Here is a 21,604-nt window from a genome sequence, read left to right on the forward strand (position 1 = left end):
TTATCCCCTGCGCCCCCCCGCACGCCGCGCGCGCAAAAGCTCCATAAGCTTTAGATCGCGCGCGCGATGCGCCTCTGGCAGGCTGTCTTGCGGGTGCAGATCATCCAAATAGGACGTCAGTCCTTGGTCTAAGGCAGCCGACCAATCGCTGATCTTTGTGTCGCCCTCAAACATGGTCTGATACATGCCCGCAAAGCGCGTGACATAATCCGACACGCCCCCCGGTGCATTCAGGTGGATTGTTTCAAACGGCCCCATAAACGACCATCGCATCCCCAAACCATCGCAAATGGCGCGGTCAATATCCTCGGGCGCAGCCACATCATTTTGCAGCAGCTTAAACGCCTCAATCAGCAGCGCACCTTGCAATCGGTTAACCACAAACCCGTCAATCTCGCGCTTCAATGTAATGGGAATTTGCCCTGTCTGTGCAATCAAATCGCGCACTTTTTGGGTAACCTCAGCTGCGGTAAAAGGGGCAGGCACAATCTCAACGGCGGGCACCAGATGGGGGGGATTGATCGGATGCACGACCAAGCAGCGCGCGCGCCCCGCGACATCAGCCGCATAGGACGAGGCAGGAATGCCCGAGGTTGAACTGCCAATCGGCACATCGGGCGGCAGAATTGCATCCATTTCGGCAGTCAGGGTCGCCTTTACATCGCGTTTTTCTGGGCCACTTTCTTGGACATATATCACCCCCTCAAGCGCCGCGGCCAAGCTCGCAGCCACGCTGATCTGACTGCGATACTCTTGTGCGGCAATCAGGCCGTGATCGGCTAAATCCTGCAACCGCGCCAAAACCTTTGGCGCCGCGCCATCGGCAACACCCGCGATAGGATCATAAAGCACAACATCATGGCCCGCTGCCACAAACACAGCCCCCCATGCCTGACCAATCAGCCCTGCCCCCACAATCGCAATCTTGCCCATATCTCGCGCCCTCCACCATCATATCTGCCGATATGCTATAGGATCGGCGGGGCGGCATTCCAGATGAAAAAGAAAACTGGCGCACCCGAGAGGATTCGAACCTCTGGCCTCTGCCTTCGGAGGGCAGCGCTCTATCCAGCTGAGCTACGGGTGCCTGAGCCCGCTTTTAGCGGCGCGGGCGCGGTTTCGCAATCATCAATCCGTGCGCGCTTAGGCGAAAAGATCGTGGCACAGTTCCAAGGCTTCGACCAAGGCATCCACCTCGGCACGGGTGTTATACATCGCAAAGGACGCGCGGCAGGTGGCCGTCACACCCATATGTTCCATCAAAGGCTGTGCACAATGATGGCCCGCGCGCACGGCCACACCTTTTTTATCAAGGACAGTGGAAATATCATGGGCATGCGCCGCCCCATCTATCGTGAAGGAAAAAATCGCGCCTTTATGCGCAGAATTCCCCTGAACATTCAGCCAATTCAGCCCCGCAAGGCGGGTGCGTGCATATTGGGTTAGATCGGCTTCATGGGCGGCAATTGCCTCCATCCCCACGGCGCTCATGTAATCAAGGGCAACGCCAAGACCGATTTGCTGCACGATGCCCGGTGTCCCCGCCTCGAATTTCATTGGGGGGTCATTCCATGTGATCTCATCACGATGCACTTCGCGGATCATGTCCCCCCCGCCCAAGAAGGGCTGCATCTCAGCCATGCGCGCCGATTTGATATAGATCGCACCTGATCCTGACGGGCCATAGAGTTTGTGCCCTGTGATTGCGTAAAAATCCGCGCCAAGCGCATCAAGGTTCAGCGGCATGTGCACAGCCGCCTGCGACCCATCCACCAACACGGGGATATCGCGGGCATGGGCGGCATCAATCACCGTTTTGACGTCAAATACAGTGCCAAGCACATTTGACATATGCGACATCGCAATCAGCCGCGTGCGCGGGGTGATCGCATCAATCATCGCTTGCGGGTCCAAATCCCCGTTCATATCTGTCTCGACCCAGACCAATTTCACGCCAAGACGTTCCCGCAGAAAATGCCACGGCACGATATTGGCGTGATGTTCGGCAATGGTGAGGATGATCTCATCCCCCGCCTGCAGGCGCGGCGCGGCCCAACCGTAGGAAACCAGATTGATGCCTTCCGTTGCCCCTGAGGTGAAGACAATCTCGCGCTCGTCCGCCACGCCGAGGAAGCGCGCAATCTTGCCGCGCACCCCCTCATAGGCCTCGGTCGCAACCATAGAGAGATGATGCAGACCACGATGCACATTGGCGTATTCCGCCTCATAGGCATGGGTCATCGCATCAATCACCGCGCGCGGCTTTTGCGCACTCGCCCCATTGTCGAGATAGACCAATGGCTTTCCGTTCACCTCACGTGAGAGGATCGGAAAATCAGCGCGGATTTTATCTACATCAAACATGGAAACCCTTTACGGCATCATTGGGACAAGACCGAAACTTGTCACGACTAGCGAAAGAAGAAAGGCAAAGGCGATGAGAAACATGATAATCGCCCAAAAGGTTTTCCAAACGGACGAAAACCCATGCAAAACAGTGACAAACTGCGCCATGAGCCAAAAGAATAGTGGGATAGAGGCAAGGCTGACAATATCGGCAAGAACCGACAAACCAATGGCAATGGCTACGATTTGAAAGGCCTGCACGACCAGAAACACGGCCTGCAACCAGACCATCAACGCAAGCGCACCGTCAAAATCGCCCTTGCCCCCAAAGCGCGCACCAATCACCGCGATGCCAAGGGACACCAAAACAAGGAAAACCGCCTGAACAATCCCCATCACGACAGGCATCGGCACGCCTGCGCCCGCCTCTGGCATCGGCACCATCAACAAGACCGCACTTGCCAACAGGGTTGATAGGGTAATGACCAAGGCCAAGCCCAACCACAAAACATTGCGCGGCAAATTGAGGGCCAAAACCGCCTGCGCCGCCTCTTGCGGGGCGCGGATCGTGTCACGCGTATGACGCCACAGACCCGATAGGGTGAGAATCTCTGACAGGTTCACGCGCCTAAACCCCTTCTGTTACGGCCTCTGGTGCGCGCTCTGCCTCAATCAGGCACGCCAGCCAAATCACCAAAAAGCCAAGCAATGTCACCAAACCCGTGGCATCGGATGCAGGCCCCTGCCCGATGAACCCTGCCACAAGCCCGTTCAGCAAAAATAGCGGTGCCGTCACCAAAAGCGACCAAAACAGCGCCAACCGCGCAGAATAAAACGTGCCGCGCCCGCGAAACAATTTCGCCACCAAATGCGAAATCCCTGCAAAGACATAGAGCATCAAAGGCATCACCATCATCATTGAGAAAAATGTGATGGCCAGGCGCGCCTGCAGTGGCACCGATGGATCCAAAAACGCCTCACGGCTCAGTTTGGGCCATTGCCCCACAAACATCAGGAAAGACGCGATCATGACAAAGGCAATCGCCCGATCCTCGCGGCGGCCATGGTTCAGCATAGACCGCAGCACCTGTCGCGGGCGACGCCAAGAGGCGACAATATCGCGGCTGACTGACATTGCAGACCCTACCCTTTAGCCGCGCCGCCGTGCCAACCACAGCTCTAGCTGGGCCAATATATCTGCGCGCAGCGTCTCATCTTCGATCTCATCAATCGCCTCGGCCAAAAAGGCCAGAACCAAAAGATCGGTGGCTGTTGAGTGATCCACCCCGCGCGAGCGCAGATAGAACAACGCCTCTTCATCAATCGCGCCAGTGGTCGAGCCGTGGCTGCATTTCACATCATCGGCGTAAATCTCAAGCTCGGGCTTGGCCAAGAACGTGCTGTCATCATCCAAAAGCAGGGCTTGGCTGATTTGATAGCCATCGGTCTTTTGCGCACCAGGCGTCACAAGGATTTTCCCCTGAAACACGCCAGAGGCCCCGTTACGCAACACCTTTTTAAACACCTGACGGCTTTCGCAATCCTCACCGCGATGGGTCACAAAGACCGTGTCGTCATGATGGAATTCGGCCCGCTTGCCATCGCCAAGTGCTGCACCCGCCACATGGGCAACTGCATTATCCCCAACGATATCAATCACATGCTCGTTGCGGGTCAGAACGCCGTTGCAGGTGAGGGTAAAGCTTTTGTAATGCGCCGCCTCGGCCACGCGCACAAAGCTATGGGTCACGGCGCGGCGGGCGTGATCGCGCCCCTGTGCGCGGATGTGATGAAAGCGTGCGGTCGGGGCCAGATCAACCTCAGTGCATTTATTGAACCGCGCCGCCGCAGGGCCCTGTTCAAGCAAGGTCATCTCTGCGCCTTCCTCAACGCGGATCACATGGTGCAACACGGCATCGGAGGTTTCAGACTGATGCAGATAGATCAGGCTGACGGGTTTGGACACCCGCCCTGTGGCACGGATCACAATGCCATCCGTGGCAAAGGCCGTGTTCAGCGCAGCCAAGGGGCGCGCGACAGGGTCTTGGCCATGGGTTTCAAGATGACCATAAAGATCCATCGCCCAGTGAATGTCGGTTTTCAAAACATCCGACAGTCGCGAGATTTCCAGCCCCTCAAGGCTGAGATCATCTGATTGAGCCGCGTCAAACACACCATCCACAAAGACAATCTTGAGGCGATCAATGTCTTCAAAGACACGCCGATCTTGGCCCGGATCAAACAGCGCCGCTTCGGGTGTATCGGCCACGGTCAACTCGGCGGGGTTTGTGTATTTCCAATATTCATCCCGCGCGGTGGGCAAACCCATGGCGCGCAGCCGTGTGAGGGCAGTATGGCGCGCCTCATTGGCCCAATTGGCCCCGTGCGGCAACTCAAGCGCCGCAATCCGCGCCTCGGTCAAATCAATGCGTGCCTGCGCCAAAGCCATTACGCAACCTCCGCCAACAGATCCGCGTAGCCGTTTTTCTCAACTTCCAAGGCCAATTCTGGCCCGCCCGTTTTGATGATACGGCCATCCGACATGATATGCACAACATCAGGTTTGATATGGTCAAGCAGGCGCTGATAATGGGTGATCACAAGGAACCCACGCCCCGCATCCCGCAACGCGTTGACACCATCGGAGACCAGTTTCATCGCATCCACATCAAGGCCACTATCGGTTTCGTCCAAGATGCACATCTTGGGTTCCAACATCGCCATTTGCAGAATTTCATTGCGCTTTTTCTCACCGCCCGAGAAGCCCACATTGACGGGACGCTTGAGCATTTCTGCGTCAATCTTGAGGGTCTTGGCCTTTTCGCGCACCAGTTTCAGAAACTCTGCCGCACTTACCTCATCCTCGCCGCGCAGCTTACGCTGGGCGTTCAGCGCCGTGCGCAAGAAGGTCATATTGCCAACACCGGGGATCTCAACGGGATATTGGAATGCCAAAAACAGGCCTGCGGCGGCGCGCTCTTCGGGTTCCATTTCAAGGATGTCTTCGCCGAGCAAAGTGGCAGAGCCATCCGTGACGCTATACCCATCGCGCCCCGACAGCACATAGGACAAGGTCGATTTGCCCGAGCCATTTGGCCCCATGATCGCATGAACCTTGCCCGCCTCTACGGTCAGATCGACACCTTTGAGGATTTGCTTTCCTTCTTCCTCAAGTTCGACATGTAAGTTCTTGATCTCAAGCATTATCTTCTCCTTCAAGGGCGTAGGCCCTTTACCTTATTCCACCGTGACAGCCGTGCCTGAGGCACTGACCATCAGCATATTGTTGATAACTTCGTAATCTAGATCGACACCGACCACCGCATTCGCGCCCTGCTCGCGCGCGCGATCTTGCATTTCGGCCAGCGCGGTTTCGCGCGCACGGGCCATCTCGCCCTCATAGGCCCCAGAGCGCCCGCCGATAATATCAGTGATGCTTGCGAAAATATCGCGAAACACATTTGCGCCCAAAATCGCTTCACCCACCACGATACCACGATAGTCCGTGATTTTTCGACCTTCGATAGATTGTGTTGTTGTAACGATCATCCGCCTTACCCCATAACGCCGCGCAGCACGGCCATTGCAACCCAAGCCGCCATGCCCACCAGAACTGAGGTCAAAAAGATCGATCTGCGCACCAATCCACCGCGCTTGCCTTGGCGCGCCCGCACAGACAGGCCAATCAGCGCCCCAAGAAAGGTGCCAACGCCGATCCCCGCGGTTTGATGCAACAGCTCTGGCAACATGGGCTTATTTCCGCATGATCATTTTTGCCGATACATGGCTGATAATGGTGGCCGCCACGGCGGCGAAGGCCGCGAGGCCTGGCCCACCTGGATGCCAGATAGAATAGGTCAAGGCCATCATCACAACCACACCGATAGCAACCAACAGCGCATAACGCGGGCGTGGTTCCCCTGCGGTGAGCCAATATTTCCAGTTCATCAGCCGACACTCCCCTCAAGACTGATTGCAACCAATTGCTGCGCTTCCATGGCAAATTCCATTGGCAGCGCCTGCAACACCTCGCGGCAGAAGCCGTTGACCACCAAGGCCACCGCCTCTTCCTCATCCATCCCGCGGGAGCGGCAATAGAACAGCTGATCATCATCCACTTTCGAAGTGGTGGCCTCATGCTCAACCCGCGAAGAGTTATTCTTGACCTCAATATATGGCACAGTATGCGCGCCGCATTTATCACCAATCAGCAAACTGTCGCATTGGGTGTAATTGCGGCTGTTTTTCGCCTTTGGATGCATCGAAACCTGACCGCGATAGGTATTTTGCGCGCGCCCTGCGCTGATGCCTTTGGAGACAATCCGCGATTTGGTGTTCTTGCCCAAATGGATCATCTTGGTGCCTGTATCGGCCTGCTGCGCATTATTGGCGATGGCGATGGAGTAGAATTCCCCCTGACTGTCATCACCGCGCAGGATGCAAGACGGGTATTTCCATGTAATGGCCGACCCCGTTTCCACTTGGGTCCACATCACCTTCGAGCGATCCCCACGGCAATCGGCACGCTTGGTTACGAAATTGTAGATCCCGCCCTTGCCGTTTTCATCGCCCGGATACCAGTTTTGCACTGTGGAATATTTGATCTCGGCATCATCATGGGCGACCAATTCCACAACTGCGGCGTGCAATTGGTGGGTGTCGCGCATCGGGGCGGTGCAGCCCTCAAGGTAGGACACATAGGCGTCTTTATCCGCAATGATCAATGTGCGCTCAAATTGGCCCGTATTTTCCGCATTGATGCGGAAATAGGTGGACAATTCCATAGGGCAGCGCACGCCAGGTGGCACATAGACGAAGGAACCATCCGAAAACACGGCAGAGTTCAAAGTGGCGAAGAAATTATCCGAAATCGGCACAACCGAGCCAAGATATTTCTTCACCAGATCTGGGTGCTTTTGAATCGCCTCGGAAATGGAGCAGAAGATGACTCCTGCCTTTTCCAATTCATCCTTGAATGTCGTGCCGACCGAGACACTGTCAAACACCGCATCAACCGCCACTTTGCGCGGTGCGGCCTCGGCGTCTGCGCCTTCAACCCCTGCGAGCAACATCTGCTCCTTCAGGGGGATACCAAGTTTCTCATAGGTCGCCAAAAGCTTTGGGTCGACCTCGTCCAAACTTTTGGGCTTTTCGGTCATGCTTTTGGGTTTGGCGTAGTAATATTGATCTTGGTAATCAATCGCCGTGTAATTCAGCATGGCCCAATCAGGTTCAGCCATCTGCTTCCAGCGTTTGAACGCCTGCAGGCGCCAATCAAGCATCCATTTGGGCTCGTTATTCTTTTCTGAGATGAGGCGCACAATGTCCTCGTTCAGGCCTTTTGGGGCGAACTCCATCTCAATATCGGTTTCCCAACCGTATTTATACGCGCCACCCATCGCCTTGACGGTTTCAACGGTTTCGCGATCGACACCTTCGCGGATATCGCTGTCGAGTGCGGTCATGGGATCAACTCCTGTTTCTTCCTGATGGGTGCGTATAGGCCACCCACCCCCTCGTGCATCTATTCGATCGCAAGGGGTGCGGCGCGGTGGCCCTGCCGCATCTTATGATGATGCGGCCCCCTAGCGGTTTAACCCTGCCCGCGCCTTGCGCCTGTCATAGGCATCGGCCCAAGCTTCCGCGAAGGCCATTACATCGGCCTCCTGCGTTTGTGGCCCAAGAGAGACACGGATCGCGCATCCTGCCATCTCTGGCGTCAGCCCCATTGCCTGCAAAACGGCGCTGGATTTGACCTTGCCACTGGAACAAGCAGAGCCTGCGGAAATCGCAAATCCTGCTAGATCCATTGCCATCACTTGGCTTTCCCCTTTCCACCCCTCCGTGACCATCAGGCTGGTATTGGGAAGCCGCGCGACATCTTTCCCGACAAAAATAGTATCTTTGGCGCGATGTTCCAGTGTCTTTTCTAGAATATTTCTAAGTTTTTCCAGCTTTTTCGACAGGCCATTTTCAATATCTTGTATTGCAGCCTGCGCTGCACCACCAAATCCTGCAATGCCAATTAAATTCTCGGTTCCAGATCGGCGCCCCATTTCTTGACCGCCGCCACGAATTTGCGCCGCCACATCAAGGCCACGCCGCAAGATCAGCGCGCCGATTCCCTTCGGCCCGCCAATTTTATGCGCCGAGATAAACGCCATATCGACCCCCGACCAATCAAAGGCAAGCGGCAGCTTGCCAAAGCCTTGCGTCCAATCAGATACGGCCAAACCTTCGGGCAAGGATTGGATGATCCCCGTTTCGGAATTCGCAAGTTGGAGGGTCGCTTCTGCAGGATCTGTGACATGCACCTGACCTTGCGCATCGACCTCTAGTTCCTCGCGGATCCACGCGCGCACAGCGTCATGTTCAATCGCGGCCCCTTTAAGATTGCGCCCAGACAGGGCCAATGCGGCGGCCTCGGTCGCGCCAGACACGAACACGATATCGGCGGCCTCTGCGCCGATGGCACTGGCAATTTGACCGCGCGCGCGTTCCATCAACGCCTTGGCCGCGCGCCCCTCTTGATGAACGGAGGACGGGTTACCCACCACATCCATTGCAGCGATCATTGCCGCGCGCGCCTCGGGCCGAAGCGGCATTGTGGCGTTGTGATCCAGATAGACGCGCGCCATCAGGCCCCATCCACCACTGTAAAGAGGGTTGGAACGGCCGGGCATGGCGTCAAATCATTGCGGATCACATCCGAAAGCCGTGTTTGATGCAGGTAGACATAAACATGGGCGCTGAGACTTTCCCAAAGGCGATTGGTCATGCTTTGCGCACGACTGCCCGACATGCCGCCAGAGGCGCCCGCCCCCTTATGCATCGCTGAAACCGTTTCCTCGACCGCCGAGAAAATATCGACCACGCGAATTTCTGCGGGCGCTTTGGCCAGTTTATACCCCCCGCCAGGCCCGCGCACAGACACCACCAAACCCTCGCGGCGCAGTTTTACAAACAGCTGCTCAAGATAGGGCAGCGAAATATCCTGCCGCTTGGCAATATCCGCAAGAGAGGTCAACGCGCCGTCCGCTTGCAAGGCAAGATCGGCCATAGCCACCATCGCGTATCGGCCTTTTGTGCTGAGCTTCATCTTGCCCCCCGAATTGTGCCATTTTGGCAGCCCTGTTTCGCAGAAACTTTGCCGCGCGCCCTTATTCACACCAAGCCCGTGATTGACCTTTTGATCCGTCACGCTTAACTGCAATGCGTGGTGCAAACCGCACAGACACGCGCGCCCCGCGTTTAGGGGCAAAACCGCAGCATTGCGGTGACACAGGTTCTAGGTAGGGCGATTGCGCAGGTCAAGCATGACGCGCATGCGCCAGAAAGCGACAAGGGGAACGACATGCCCGAGGTGATATTCCAAGGCCCAGAAGGGCGGCTTGAGGGCCGTTATCATCCACAAAAGGCAAAGGATGCCCCGATTGCCATCGTCCTGCATCCGCATCCGCAATTTGGCGGCACGATGAACAACCGTGTGGTCTATAATCTGCATTACGCCTTCTACAATATGGGCTTCACCGTTCTGCGCTTTAACTTCCGCGGTGTCGGGCGCAGTCAGGGCGAATATGACCAAGGTCAGGGCGAATTGTCTGATGCAGCATCGGCCTTGGATTATCTGCAAACGATGAACCCTAACTCGAAACATTGTTGGGTTGCGGGGTTTTCTTTTGGCGCATGGATTGGGATGCAGCTGCTGATGCGGCGCCCGGAGATCACGGGGTTCATCTCGGTCGCACCGCCCGCGAATATGTATGATTTCAGCTTCCTTGCACCCTGCCCCGCGTCAGGTTTGATCGTGAACGGCACCGCCGACCGCGTGGCCAAACCCCAAGACACCCGTATCTTGGTCGATAAGCTGCATGAGCAAAAAGGCATCACCATCACCCATGAGGAGATGGAGGGGGCGGGTCACTTCTTTGAAGATGAAGAGACCCAGATGAACCCGATGATCGACATGGTTAAGGCCTATGTGAAGCGGCGCCTGACGGAAAACACGCGGTAATCCACCATGAGCACCCGTCTTGCCGAAGAAATCGCAGATGCCTTGGCCCAAGAGGCCCTGCGTGTCGCGCAAGAAACGGGGGATGAACGCCTGACTGATGAGCTGTGCCAAACCGTTGGTGCGCTTTCCCCCACTGTCGAGGAAGCCTTGCGCACTGCGATACGCATGCGCATGGCCGAAAAACGTGGCTATGATTTTTTGCGCACCAAACGCAGCCAAGCCCCAAACTAGTGGCATCACAAATCTGTATACAACGGCATACAGTTCTTGCGAATCCGCCAGAATTTGATATGCGCAGCCTCAGTATTTCTTCCCCGCGCGAGGCTGCCTGATATGACCAAAATCAAAGTTGAAAACCCCATCGTGGATATGGATGGGGATGAGATGACCCGCATCATTTGGGCCTTTATCAAAGATAAGCTCATCCTGCCCTATTTGGATCTTGATCTGCTTTACTATGATCTTGGAATCGAGGAGCGGGATCGCACCGATGATGCCATCACAGTGGCCGCTGCCGAAAAGACCCGCGAGGTTGGCGTGGCCGTGAAATGTGCCACCATCACCCCAGATGAAGCGCGGGTTGAGGAATTTGGCCTCAAACGGATGTATCGCAGCCCCAATGGGACAATCCGAAATATCCTTGGGGGCGTGATTTTCCGCCAACCGATTATTTGCAAAAACGTGCCCCGCCTTGTGCCAGGCTGGACGCAGCCCATTGTGGTGGGGCGTCATGCCTTTGGCGATCAATATCGCGCCACCGATTTCCGCTTTCCAGGCAAGGGTAAGCTTACGATGAAATTTGTGGGCGAAGATGGCACCACGATTGAGCATGAGATTTTCGATGCCCCCGCCGCAGGTGTGGCGATGGGGATGTATAACCTTGATCAGTCCATCATTGATTTCGCCCGCGCCAGTCTGAATTACGGGCTGAATTTGGGATGGCCCGTTTATCTGTCGACCAAAAACACCATTCTCAAAGCCTATGATGGCCGCTTTAAGGATTTGTTCCAGAAAGTGTATGACGAAGAATTCCGCGAGGCATTTGAGAAAAAGAAAATCTGGTATGAGCATCGCCTGATTGATGACATGGTGGCCTCTGCCCTGAAATGGTCGGGCGGCTATGTCTGGGCCTGTAAAAACTATGATGGTGATGTGCAATCCGACACTGTCGCCCAAGGATTTGGGTCGCTTGGGTTGATGACCTCGGTGTTGATGACGCCCGATGGCAAAATTGTCGAGGCAGAAGCCGCGCATGGCACCGTGACCCGTCATTACCGCCAGCACCAAAAGGGCGAGGCGACCTCAACCAATTCGGTCGCCTCCATCTATGCATGGACAGGCGGGCTTAAGCATCGTGCAAAACTTGATAACAATGACGCGCTGCTGCGCTTTGCGCAGACGCTTGAGAAAACCGTGGTCGATACAGTCGAAGCAGGCTTTATGACCAAGGATTTGGCGCTTTTGGTTGGGCCAGATCAGAAATGGCTGACCACGCAAGGCTTCCTTGAGAAAATTGATGAAAATCTGAACAAGGCACTGGTGGGCTAAGACCCCCCTTTCCTTTCAAGACCTTACACGCGCCGCACCCGTGCGGCGCGTTTTTTATGCGACAAAGCGGCCCTCACCCCTAAGCTGAAAGCCGCTCCTGCCGTTTCAACAGATGCGCGAACATCACCAAGGGGCGCAGCCCCGCATTTAAAACGGAACCCATCTGCATGTTTTCACACAGCTTTCTCGCGGGCGTGATCCAATCCAATCAGGATCTCTCCCAAGCTTCGCTTGCCACACGTATCTTGATCGGTCGTTTGCGCATCGAAATCCGAAGCACCCCTACATTGCTTGAAGCCAAGATCAAGGAATTGGCTGATTTTGCCAAAGCAAATGCCTTCGCCGCCGATGATTTGGCGAAAATGACCCGCTAACGAGGATAAAACAAAATGAAAAACGAAGTTTTGACCCTCGCGGAGGCATCCGCGCGCATCGTCTCAGGGGAAATCCTAAGCATTGCAGGCCACCCCGCTTATTTGGCGCAATTGCCAAAGGGAACTTGGATCGGGGGCAGCAGCCATTACTTTGTGACCTCTGAAGGTGGCAAAAAAATCGAAAACCGCCTCTATTGCACCAGTTTTGACGAGGCCGAAGCCGCAGAAATCCGCGTCATCGCCCCCGATAATTTAACCGATATCGCCACAGGGTATCAGACAGGCGGGGCAAGTCTGATCTTGATCCCCGCTTTTGGTCACGCACATCGCCGCTTTGCGATTGATGCGCCGCAAAACCCTGCTTTATTCGCGCAGCCCTTGATGGGATGGGTCGCAGGCACTGCGCTAGAGCGGATCGGCCAAGATCATGCCATTGTCATTGATGGCAGCACCGGTCAGACCCACGAGGATGCCGCGATCGTGATGCATCTCGGCTTTGCCAAAGGGGTCACCCCCAACTTGGAGATTGTGAATATTTTCGAGCAGGCAGGGGATACGGCCACAAGCATTATTTTTGAAACCTCTGGTTTCGAAGCGGAAGATGCCATGATCAACGGGGCCAAGCGGAATTTGGCACGTTATTTGACGGCGCAAAATTGGGATACGCGCTTGCCGCTCATCGCCAATTACGGCGGCGCCCATCTCAATGTGTCGATCAAATCGGTTGATGCCGATACAGGCATTGTCAGCTTCTATGCCCCTGTGCAGGAGGGCGTGGTCTATCGCCCCGCCGCAGCCCTTCCCGATGACTATGCCCAAGCCTTTGCCGGCTCGCTCTGCGATAAGGTCACAGGCGCTGATTACAGTTGTAATTGCATCTTGAACTATCTCTACGGCGAAATGGAGGGCAAATCAGTGTCAGGTTTCACAGGCCCAATGACCTTTGGGGAAATTGCCTATATGCTGCTGAACCAAACCCTTGTTCGGCTTGAACTGCAAAAGGCCGCGTAACGGCTTTTTTCAAGGCGGGCGGCTGTTACAGAAGCCCGTCTTCCATCACCCCATCGCGGCACATCTGCGCATAGAGCAAGCCCTCGCGCAGGCCACGATCTGCCACAGACAAGCGATCCGTTGGCCATGCGCGCAGCAGCGCCTGCAAAATCGCAGAGCCTGACATAATCAGACTGTGCCGATCCCGCCCGATCCGCGGATCATTGCGCCGCCCCTCTGGCCCCAAGGCAAGATAGGTTTGGATCACAGTGTCAATCTGATCCGAAGTCATCCGCAGACCATCGACCTTATTGCGATCATAGCGCTTGAGGCCCAAATGACTGGCGGCAACAGTTGTGACAGTGCCAGAGGTGCCGATGATCTGGAACCCTTCGCGTGCTTGATCCGCCGCATCGACATAGGGTGAGAATTTTGCAAGCTGTTCTTCGAAATACCATGACATCAGCGCAAACCGCGCCCCGTCATCTTCGACATCGTGATAAAGGTCTTTCAGGGTTGCCACGCCCAAAGGCACAGAAATCCAATCCACGACTTTCGCGCGGGGAAAAATGGTTTCCTCATGCCCAAACCCTTGATGCAGGCGCATGATCGCGCGGGCGCGTTCCGAGGGCGCAACCCGAGACAGGTCGATCCAAACCAATTCGGTTGATCCCCCCCCGATATCCACCACCAAAAGCTGTTCGGTTTTGGCTGACACCAATGGCGCGCAGGAGATCACCGCCAGCTGCGCCTCTTCTTCGGGCTTGATGATCTCCATCTGCAAGCCCGTTTCGCGCTTCACAAGGTTGAGGAACTCGCCCCCGTTGGTGGCGCGGCGGCAGGCCTCGGTGGCCACGATACGCATATGGCGCACTTGGTGTTGGGCCAGTTTGCGTTGACAGATTTTCAACGCCCCAATCGCCCGCGCCATCGAGGCACGCGACAAGCGCCCCGAGGCCTCTAGCCCGTGCCCCAGTTGCACCGATTTCGAGAAACTATCAACGATATGTAGATGCGTGCCTTTCGGCTGTGCAATCAACATTCGGCAGGAATTCGTGCCCAAATCAAGAGCGGCGTAAAGATCGGCTGGGTCTGCTTTTTCGATCTGTGCGGGGGCGGCAGGTTTGGGTTTGCTATAAAATCTACGCTGCCCCTGCCCCATATTCGGATCAAGGCCGCTTGGATCAGAAATATGCGCCACAGGCGCAGGGTTTACCCCGCCCTCTTTTGCGTCTCTCTGTCGGTTTGGGTTGCGGCGTTTGCGGGCCATTTCTGCCCCTCCTTCATGGGCATGGTAGCGCCCCCATGAAAAAGCGACAACTGCTTTCGCGTGGCATTCGGGGGCAGTTGGGCGCTTTGGCGCATGATCATCATGAAAATTTTGGGATGTTCGACCACTCGCAATGTGCGTATGCGCGGGCTATGTGCCTCTTACAAGGTCGGTTGCGCCGATTTTAGTGTCGAAATTAGTCCCATTGCGCGGGGGTTGCGCCCATATGGTGCGCCTTACGAGAAAGGAATCGCATTCAATGCCATCTGTGACCATCGTTTACTGGCGCGACATCCCTGCCCAAGTGATTGTGGGCAAAGGCCGCGCTGCAGCCAAATTGCCCCTGCCCGAACGGTTCGAGCAGGCAATTGACCGCTGCGCGATGAAGGTCGGGGCAAAAGATGACGAAGCCTATCTCGCCGAGTGGCGCCGTGTGGTAGAGGCCGAGGTCGAAGGTGACCCATCCGACATCGCGCGCGTCTATGCAGATCGTTTGGATGCCGACTATGACACCGACCGCCTCAAGCGTTTGATCGCGGGCGATGGCGTTGAGGCAGCCTGATGAGCCTTGAGCGCGTGAGGGATCAGATTATGGCCTTGTTAAACTTTAAAAAACCAAGCGCGCCAGTCGCGCCCCATTCCCCTCAGGTTGAGGCCTTTCTTCAAGGCTATTCGATTGAGGTTATGCCGCGCACCGCCGAAAAGGTGGAAGATTTCCGCGCCCTTTTGCCCGAGGGCACCCGCGTCTATATCGCCCATATTGACGGCACCGAGATTGATGACATGGTCGCGACCGCAGCGCGCCTTGCCCGTGACGGGTTCGAGGTGATGCCACATTTCCCCGCCCGCTCAATCAAAGACAAGGCCACGCTTGGCGATTGGATCGCGCGCTATCAGGGCGAGGCAGGTGTCACCTCTGGCCTCATCTTGGCGGGCGGCATCCCTCAGGCGCATGGTGAATTTGAAAGCTCGATGCAGCTGTTGGAAACGGGGCTGTTTGATCAAGCAGGGTTCAAACGCTTGCATGTGGCAGGCCACCCCGAAGGCAACCGCGACATCGACCCAGATGGCAGCGATGCCAATGTGATGGAGGCTTTGCGTTGGAAACAGGCCTTTAGCGCGCGCACAGATGCAAAAATGGCCCTTGCCACGCAATTCTGCTTTGAAGCCAAGCCCGTGATTGCATGGGTGAATGCCTTGCAGGCCGCGGGGATTGATCTGCCCGTCCATATCGGTATCGCAGGCCCCGCCAAGCTGCAAACCTTGATCAAATTCGCCATTGCCTGCGGCGTTGGCCCATCTCTGTCGGTTTTGCAAAAACGCGCCAAGGATGTCTCGAAACTTCTTTTGCCGTTCGAGCCTGACGAGATCATCGCAGAACTCGCCGCGCATAAGGCCGCAAATCCTGATTTCGGGATTGAATCCGTCCATTTCTTCCCGCTTGGCGGGATCAAGACAAATGCCCAATGGGCCATCGACCATGGCGGCGCATCCACGCGTCCGGCCGTTGAAGGAGTATAAGCCAGCATGACTCGCACCATCATTGAATCCCAAACCAAAACCACCGTGATCGGTTTTGACGAACCGTTTTGCGTGATTGGCGAACGGATCAACCCCACAGGGCGCAAAATCTTGAACGAAGAGCTGGAACGCGGTGATTTCTCACGCGTGCAAGCGGATGCCATTGCACAGGTGGCGGCGGGTGCGACCGTGTTGGACATCAACTCTGGCGCGGTGTTCTCGAACAAAATGGCCGAAGATCCCCGCTATGCCGACAATAACTTTGTTGAGCCTGCCTTGATGAAGGCCTTGGTCGAATGCGTGCAGGAAGTAACCGATTGCCCCTTGTGCATCGACAGCTCGGTTCCCGGTGCCTTGGAAAATGGTCTGGCTGCTGCCAAAGGTCGCCCGCTTTTGAACTCTGTCACAGGCGAAGAAGAACGCCTTGAGATGGTTTTGCCCTTGGTCAAGAAATACAACGTGCCCGTTGTTGCGATTTCTAACGATGACACAGGCATTTCCGAAGACCCCGAAGTGCGCTTTGCCGTTGCCAAAAAGATTGTTGAACGCGCGGCTGATTATGGCATTCCCGCCCATGATATCGTGGTTGACCCATTGGTCATGCCCATTGGCGCGATGGCCACAGCGGGCCATCAGGTCTTTACCCTCGTGCGCCGCTTGCGCGAGGAATTGGGCGTGAACACCACCTGCGGCGCATCCAATATCAGCTTTGGCTTGCCGAACCGCCACGGCGTGAATAACGCGTTTTTGCCCATGGCCTATGCAGCGGGCATGACCAGTGCGATCATGAACCCAGTCGCCCTGCCCGTTGGCCCCAAAGCGATTGCCGAAAAGAAAGCCGCGATTGAGGCCGCAGGAATTATCCTGCCCGCAGATCTGGACGATGAAACCTTCGTCAAATTGTTCGGCATGGGCTCGACCAAGCCGCGCGCGGGCAAGGAGATGGAGGCGATCCGCGCCGCCAACCTGCTGCTTAACCAAGATGACGGTGGGACTGCTTGGATCAATTTCAACAAAGATCCAGATGCCGCCCTGCAAGGGGGGCGCGCCAACCGCCGCGCAGGCGGTCGCCGCCGCGGCTAAGGCACCATTTTTTGAAAATCGCGGGCCAGAGCATATTTAACCTTATGCTCTGGCCTTTGCGCCAATAAAAGCAATGAAAGACCAAAACAGGATCCTTCCCGATGGGCAGCGCAGGCACAGATGACAAAGACCCTTTGGTGATTTTTACCCCCTCTGGCAAACGCGGTCGCTTTGCCAAAGGCACGCCCGTGCTGCAGGCGGCCCGCGCGCTCGGGGTGGATTTGGATAGTGTCTGTGGCGGGCGCGGCATTTGTTCCAAATGCCAGATCACCCCCAGTTTCGGTGAATTTGCCAAACATGGCGTCACAGTGCACGAAGATGCCCTTTCCGAATGGAACGAGGTTGAGGCCCGCTATGACCGCGTGAAAGGTCTGATTTCAGGCCGCCGTTTGGGCTGTCAGGCCAAGGTGTTGGGCGATGTTGTGATTGATGTGCCTGAAACCAGTCAGGTGCATCGTCAGGTCGTGCGCAAAGAGGCCTCGACCAAGCCAATCACTATGGATCCCGCCACGCGGATTGTCATGGTCGAGGTGGCCGAGCCTGACATGCATGAACCCTCGGGCGATTTTGAACGCTTGAAAGATGCCCTCGCACAACAATGGGATGTGCATCAGGTCAGCGCCGCCCTGCCCGTTTTGGCCAAGCTGCAAACCGTTTTGCGCAAGGGCAAATGGCAAATTTCAGTCGCCCTCTTTCAACCCGATGAGGGCGGCGTGGCGCAAATTCTTGAGATTTGGCCAAATCTTCATGAGGGCGGAATTTACGGCCTTGCGATTGATCTTGGCTCGACCACAATCGCGGCGCATCTGTGTGATTTGACCACGGGTGCAGTGATGGGCTCTGCGGGGATCATGAACCCACAAATCCGTTTTGGTGAGGATCTGATGAGCCGCGTCTCCTATGCCATGATGCAAGAAGGCGGTGCCACTGAGATGACCCGCGCGGTGCGCGAGGCCATTAACACATTAGCCGGGCAAATTGCCGAGGATGCGGGCATTGACCCCAAGCTGATCGTGGAAACCGTATTCGTCTGCAACCCCGTGATGCACCATCTGCTTTTGGGAATTGATCCTGTGGAATTGGGCCAAGCGCCCTTTGCACTGGCAACCTCGGATGCCTTGCGTCTCAGTGCGCCTGACTTGGGGCTGTCCACATTGAACCCACAAGCGCAGATTTACCTGCTGCCCTGTATCGCGGGCCATGTGGGGGCCGATGCCGCCGCCGTGGCCCTATCGGAGGCCCCAGAACAATCTGAGGATTTGGTGCTGATCGTGGATGTCGGAACCAATGCTGAAATCCTGCTTGGGAATAAGACCAAGGTTCTCGCCTGTTCCTCGCCCACGGGGCCTGCCTTTGAGGGGGCGCAAATCTCGTCAGGGCAACGGGCCGCGCCTGGTGCGATTGAGCATATCGAAATCGACCCCGCCACCAAAGAACCGCGGTTTCGCGTCATTGGCTGCGATCTGTGGTCTGACGAGGCAGGGTTTGCCGAGGCCACCGCGCAGACAGGCATTACGGGCATTTGTGGCTCTGGCATAATCGAGGCCGTGGCGGAAATGCGCGCCGCGGGCCTGTTGGACGGGTCAGGTCTGATTGGCAGTGCCGAGCAAACAGGAACCCCGCGGTCTATCCCCACAGGGCGCACCCATGAATATCTAATCTTTGACGGCACCGCCACGGGCGGGCCGCGCATCACCGTCACGCAAGGCGATATTCGCGCCATTCAATTGGCGAAATCCGCGCTTTATGCAGGCGCGCGTTTGTTGATGGATCAGATGGATGTAGAAGCGGTCGATCGCGTGGTTTTGGCGGGGGCTTTCGGCGCGCATATCAGCCCAAAACACGCAATGATTTTAGGGATGATCCCCGATGCCCCGCTTGAGAAAGTCACAAGCGCAGGCAATGCCGCAGGCCATGGCGCGCGCATTGCGCTGTGCAACCGTGCGGCACGCAAGCGCATTGAGGGGGGCGTGCGCGCCATCCAAAAGGTTGAAACCGCGATTGAGCCAAGGTTTCAGGAACATTTCGTGGCCGCAAACGCCATCCCGCATAAAACCGCCGCCATGCCCCATCTGACCACAGTGGTCAGCCTGCCTGATGTAAATTTTGGCGCCTCTGGCGGCGGGGCCAATGATGACGGGCGGCGGCGCAGACGGCGGGGCTGACTGAGAGAAAGGCAGAGGTTGACGAAACCCCTGCCTTATCGTATCGACTGGCCCATCAAGGCCATGCGCGGGTATGGTGAAATGGTATCACACGAGCTTCCCAAGCTCTTGGCGCGGGTTCGATTCCCGCTACCCGCTCCAGCCTTATGTCTTTCCCTAAAACACGACCTCTGAACCCAAACCCTGCGCGCGGGCACGGCTGAGGGCGGTTTGGGCTACGGCCAAATCCTGAAGCCCGACACCCGTGCCATCGAAAATCGTGATCTGATCGGGCGAGACACGGCCCTTGGCCGCCCCTGTGACCACCGCCCCCAAGGGGGTGATATCCTCGCGCCCAATCAAGCCTTGCGCCACGGCGTGTTGTGCCTCGCCGATAGTGACAGATTGTGCGACCTCATCGGTAAAGACCGCAGCGCGCGCAAAGAGTGCAGGATCAATCTCCTGCTTGCCGATTGTATCGGTTCCCATCGCAGAGATATGGCAGCCTGCACTGACATGGTCCGTAAGCAGGCTTGCGGCATTGGATGAGGTGATGGTGATGATCACATCGGCCTCCTGCATCGCGGCCAGATCAACGGGGGTGAACTCAACCCCCGCTTCGGCACAGACCTCCGCCAAGCGGGACAGGCGGTCAGGATTGCGGTTCCAACCCAAAACGCCGGTAAATTCGCGCACCTGCAGGGCCGCGCGCAATTGAAATGCCGACTGATGCCCCGCGCCCACCATACCCAAAACTTGGGCATCGGGACGCGCCAATTGATCAATCGACAGGGCCGATGCGGCGGCTGTGCGTAGGGCCGTCAACAGGTTCCCCCCCACCATTGCGGTGGGACGGCCTGTTTCAGGATCAAATAACAGCACACAGGATTGATGATTGATCAAACCGCGCGCGGCATTTCCGGGGAAATACCCGCCCGATTTCACCCCCATCACCGCGCCTGCGCGATCAAAGCCCGACTTGAACCCATATTGGCGCCCCTCGCCCAAGGCCTCGCGGATCACGGGGAAATTATAGGCATCGCCATCGGCCATCGCGGCGAAACAGCCGCGCATTGCCTCAAACGCATCTTCGGCACTGACAAGATCGGCAATCAAACTTTCTGGAATGATATACATCGTCCCCCCGCCTCAATAGGCCTTGCCACGGGCCGAGATGGGCCAAACCACCTCAACCTTGCCGCCCCGCACGCCGACATACCAATCATGCACATTGCAGGTCGGGTCACAGTGACCTGGCACAAGACGCAGCTTTTCATTGATGGCCAAAACCCCTTTTGGGTCGGCCACCACGCCATGCTCATCGCTGCATTTGACATATTCGACATCATCGCGCCCATAGATCACAGGCAAGCCACTATCGACCGATTGCGCCTTGAGCCCTGCATCGACAATCGCCTTATCGGCCTTGGCATGGCTCATCACCGAGGTCAGGATGAACAGGGCATTTTCCCATTCGCCGCGGTCAATGCGGTTGCCGTTTTCATCAAGAATGCGGCCATAATCCGCATCCATAAAGGCGTAAGAGCCACATTGAAGCTCGTTATAGACGCCCGATGTACTTTCGAAATAATAGCTGCCTGTGCCGCCACCGCCCACGATATCGCAGGCAATCCCTTCTGCGGCCAATGTATCGACCGCGTCCTTGACCATGGCCACGGCAACCGCAATTTTCGCTTTGCGGTCTTCATAGTGATCAAGATGCTGCATTGCGCCTTGATAGGCCTGAATGCCTGCAAATTTTAACCCCTCGGCCGCATCAATGGCGCGGGCTAAGGCCACAACCTCGGGGGTGGTGGTGACACCACAGCGCCCTGCCCCGCAATCAATCTCAACCAGACATTCGATGACCGTGCCGTGACGGGTGGCAGCCGCAGAAAGATCGGCGATGTTGCTCAGATCATCGACACAGCAAATCGCGCGCGCGCCCAAAAGGGGGATCCGTGCCAAACGATCAATTTTTTGCGGGTCGCGCACCTGATTGCTGACCAAAACATCCCGAATACCGCCGCGGGCAAAAACTTCGGCCTCGCTCACCTTTTGGCAGCAGACACCACAGGCCCCGCCAAGGCTTTCTTGCAACTTCGCCACATCGACTGATTTATGCATCTTGCCATGCACACGGTGGCGCATCCCATGGGCGGCGGCATAATCGCCCATTTTCTTGATGTTGCGCTCAAGCGCATCGAGATCAAGGATCAAGCACGGGGTCTGGATATCCGCCTCCGCCATGCCAGGCAGCGCGGGAATGTCATAGCCAACTTCCAGATTTTCAAAACTTGTATGGGTGTTCATG

24 protein-coding genes and 2 tRNA genes are annotated in these 21,604 nt (G+C 56.5%); 10 read left to right on the forward strand and 16 right to left on the reverse strand.

Annotation, left to right across the window (positions count from 1 at the left end; genetic code table 11):
- The 13 genes from RYZ18_RS03095 to RYZ18_RS03155 all read right to left on the reverse strand — a co-directional run bounded on the left by RYZ18_RS03095 (position 1) and on the right by RYZ18_RS03155 (position 9,445).
- Positions 1-933 carry a 3-hydroxyacyl-CoA dehydrogenase gene (locus RYZ18_RS03095; protein ID WP_317654915.1) on the reverse strand — a complete coding sequence of 311 codons (933 nt, stop codon included), beginning with the start codon at positions 931-933 and terminating at the stop codon, positions 1-3.
- Positions 934-1,010: 77 nt separating this feature from the next.
- A tRNA-Arg gene (locus tag RYZ18_RS03100) sits at positions 1,011-1,087 on the reverse strand.
- A 56-nt stretch (positions 1,088-1,143) separates the two neighbouring features.
- Positions 1,144-2,364, reverse strand: coding sequence for a cysteine desulfurase (locus RYZ18_RS03105; RefSeq protein WP_317654916.1), 1,221 nt, complete (start codon positions 2,362-2,364; stop codon positions 1,144-1,146).
- A gap of 9 nt (positions 2,365-2,373) precedes the next feature.
- Positions 2,374-2,970 (reverse strand): YIP1 family protein, encoded by a 597-nt coding sequence (locus RYZ18_RS03110; protein WP_317654917.1) that lies wholly within the window; start codon positions 2,968-2,970, stop codon positions 2,374-2,376.
- A gap of 4 nt (positions 2,971-2,974) precedes the next feature.
- Positions 2,975-3,481, reverse strand: a complete 507-nt coding sequence (locus tag RYZ18_RS03115; protein WP_317654918.1) for a YIP1 family protein — start codon at positions 3,479-3,481, stop codon at positions 2,975-2,977.
- Positions 3,482-3,496: 15 nt separating this feature from the next.
- Entirely contained in the window at positions 3,497-4,795 is a 1,299-nt protein-coding gene (gene sufD, locus RYZ18_RS03120; protein WP_317654919.1) for a Fe-S cluster assembly protein SufD, read from the reverse strand.
- Complete coding sequence (gene sufC / locus RYZ18_RS03125) at positions 4,795-5,550, reverse strand: Fe-S cluster assembly ATPase SufC (RefSeq protein ID WP_317654920.1); 756 nt, start codon at positions 5,548-5,550, stop codon at positions 4,795-4,797. Before sufC ends, sufD begins: the two co-directional genes overlap by 1 nt.
- A 33-nt stretch (positions 5,551-5,583) precedes the next feature.
- Positions 5,584-5,895 (reverse strand): heavy metal-binding domain-containing protein, encoded by a 312-nt coding sequence (locus tag RYZ18_RS03130; RefSeq protein ID WP_317654921.1) that lies wholly within the window; start codon positions 5,893-5,895, stop codon positions 5,584-5,586.
- A gap of 5 nt (positions 5,896-5,900) precedes the next feature.
- The gene (locus RYZ18_RS03135) at positions 5,901-6,095 is read right to left on the reverse strand and encodes a hypothetical protein (RefSeq protein ID WP_317654922.1); all 195 of its coding nucleotides are present in this window, start codon (positions 6,093-6,095) and stop codon (positions 5,901-5,903) included.
- Positions 6,096-6,099: 4 nt separating this feature from the next.
- Positions 6,100-6,294, reverse strand: a complete 195-nt coding sequence (locus RYZ18_RS03140) for a hypothetical protein (protein WP_317654923.1) — start codon at positions 6,292-6,294, stop codon at positions 6,100-6,102.
- Positions 6,294-7,811 (reverse strand): Fe-S cluster assembly protein SufB, encoded by a 1,518-nt coding sequence (gene sufB / locus RYZ18_RS03145; RefSeq protein WP_317654924.1) that lies wholly within the window; start codon positions 7,809-7,811, stop codon positions 6,294-6,296. Before sufB ends, RYZ18_RS03140 begins: the two co-directional genes overlap by 1 nt.
- A 120-nt stretch (positions 7,812-7,931) precedes the next feature.
- Positions 7,932-8,984 (reverse strand): cysteine desulfurase family protein, encoded by a 1,053-nt coding sequence (locus RYZ18_RS03150; RefSeq protein ID WP_317655799.1) that lies wholly within the window; start codon positions 8,982-8,984, stop codon positions 7,932-7,934.
- Positions 8,984-9,445, reverse strand: coding sequence for an Rrf2 family transcriptional regulator (locus RYZ18_RS03155; RefSeq protein WP_317655800.1), 462 nt, complete (start codon positions 9,443-9,445; stop codon positions 8,984-8,986). Before RYZ18_RS03155 ends, RYZ18_RS03150 begins: the two co-directional genes overlap by 1 nt.
- A 255-nt stretch (positions 9,446-9,700) precedes the next feature.
- Between RYZ18_RS03155 and RYZ18_RS03160 the strand changes: the two genes are divergently transcribed.
- The 5 genes from RYZ18_RS03160 to RYZ18_RS03180 all read left to right on the forward strand — a co-directional run bounded on the left by RYZ18_RS03160 (position 9,701) and on the right by RYZ18_RS03180 (position 13,293).
- Entirely contained in the window at positions 9,701-10,360 is a 660-nt protein-coding gene (locus RYZ18_RS03160; protein WP_317654925.1) for an alpha/beta hydrolase, read from the forward strand.
- Between the two features lie 6 nt (positions 10,361-10,366).
- The gene (locus RYZ18_RS03165; protein ID WP_317654926.1) at positions 10,367-10,591 is read left to right on the forward strand and encodes a hypothetical protein; all 225 of its coding nucleotides are present in this window, start codon (positions 10,367-10,369) and stop codon (positions 10,589-10,591) included.
- A 102-nt stretch (positions 10,592-10,693) separates the two neighbouring features.
- Positions 10,694-11,908 (forward strand): NADP-dependent isocitrate dehydrogenase, encoded by a 1,215-nt coding sequence (locus RYZ18_RS03170; RefSeq protein WP_317654927.1) that lies wholly within the window; start codon positions 10,694-10,696, stop codon positions 11,906-11,908.
- Positions 11,909-12,075: 167 nt separating this feature from the next.
- Positions 12,076-12,282 carry a hypothetical protein gene (locus RYZ18_RS03175; RefSeq protein ID WP_317654929.1) on the forward strand — a complete coding sequence of 69 codons (207 nt, stop codon included), beginning with the start codon at positions 12,076-12,078 and terminating at the stop codon, positions 12,280-12,282.
- A gap of 15 nt (positions 12,283-12,297) precedes the next feature.
- Positions 12,298-13,293, forward strand: a complete 996-nt coding sequence (locus RYZ18_RS03180; RefSeq protein ID WP_317654930.1) for a DUF6976 family protein — start codon at positions 12,298-12,300, stop codon at positions 13,291-13,293.
- Positions 13,294-13,318: 25 nt separating this feature from the next.
- Here RYZ18_RS03180 and RYZ18_RS03185 read toward each other — a convergent pair whose 3' ends face one another.
- Positions 13,319-14,434, reverse strand: a complete 1,116-nt coding sequence (locus RYZ18_RS03185; RefSeq protein ID WP_317655801.1) for a Ppx/GppA phosphatase family protein — start codon at positions 14,432-14,434, stop codon at positions 13,319-13,321.
- 367 nt (positions 14,435-14,801) lie between these two features.
- Between RYZ18_RS03185 and RYZ18_RS03190 the strand changes: the two genes are divergently transcribed.
- From RYZ18_RS03190 to RYZ18_RS03210, 5 genes are all read left to right on the forward strand, one after another.
- Complete coding sequence (locus RYZ18_RS03190; RefSeq protein WP_317654931.1) at positions 14,802-15,104, forward strand: virulence factor; 303 nt, start codon at positions 14,802-14,804, stop codon at positions 15,102-15,104.
- A 29-nt stretch (positions 15,105-15,133) separates the two neighbouring features.
- On the forward strand, positions 15,134-16,063 hold the full coding sequence (locus tag RYZ18_RS03195; RefSeq protein WP_317655802.1) for a methylenetetrahydrofolate reductase: 930 nt from the start codon (positions 15,134-15,136) through the stop codon (positions 16,061-16,063).
- Positions 16,064-16,069: 6 nt separating this feature from the next.
- Positions 16,070-17,146 (forward strand): methyltetrahydrofolate cobalamin methyltransferase, encoded by a 1,077-nt coding sequence (locus tag RYZ18_RS03200; protein WP_317654933.1) that lies wholly within the window; start codon positions 16,070-16,072, stop codon positions 17,144-17,146.
- A 101-nt stretch (positions 17,147-17,247) separates the two neighbouring features.
- Positions 17,248-19,311: an ASKHA domain-containing protein gene (locus RYZ18_RS03205; RefSeq protein ID WP_317654934.1), complete on the forward strand. Its 2,064-nt coding sequence runs from the start codon at positions 17,248-17,250 to the stop codon at positions 19,309-19,311.
- Between the two features lie 67 nt (positions 19,312-19,378).
- Positions 19,379-19,452, forward strand: a tRNA-Gly gene (locus tag RYZ18_RS03210).
- Between the two features lie 15 nt (positions 19,453-19,467).
- Here RYZ18_RS03210 and bhcD read toward each other — a convergent pair.
- Positions 19,468-20,427, reverse strand: a complete 960-nt coding sequence (gene bhcD / locus RYZ18_RS03215) for an iminosuccinate reductase BhcD (protein WP_317654935.1) — start codon at positions 20,425-20,427, stop codon at positions 19,468-19,470.
- A 12-nt stretch (positions 20,428-20,439) separates the two neighbouring features.
- Entirely contained in the window at positions 20,440-21,603 is a 1,164-nt protein-coding gene (bhcC, locus tag RYZ18_RS03220) for a 3-hydroxy-D-aspartate aldolase BhcC (RefSeq protein WP_317654936.1), read from the reverse strand.
- Position 21,604: the final 1 nt, after the last annotated feature.

The organism is Roseovarius sp. 10, assembly GCF_033100315.1.
Lineage (GTDB): Bacteria > Pseudomonadota > Alphaproteobacteria > Rhodobacterales > Rhodobacteraceae > M30B80.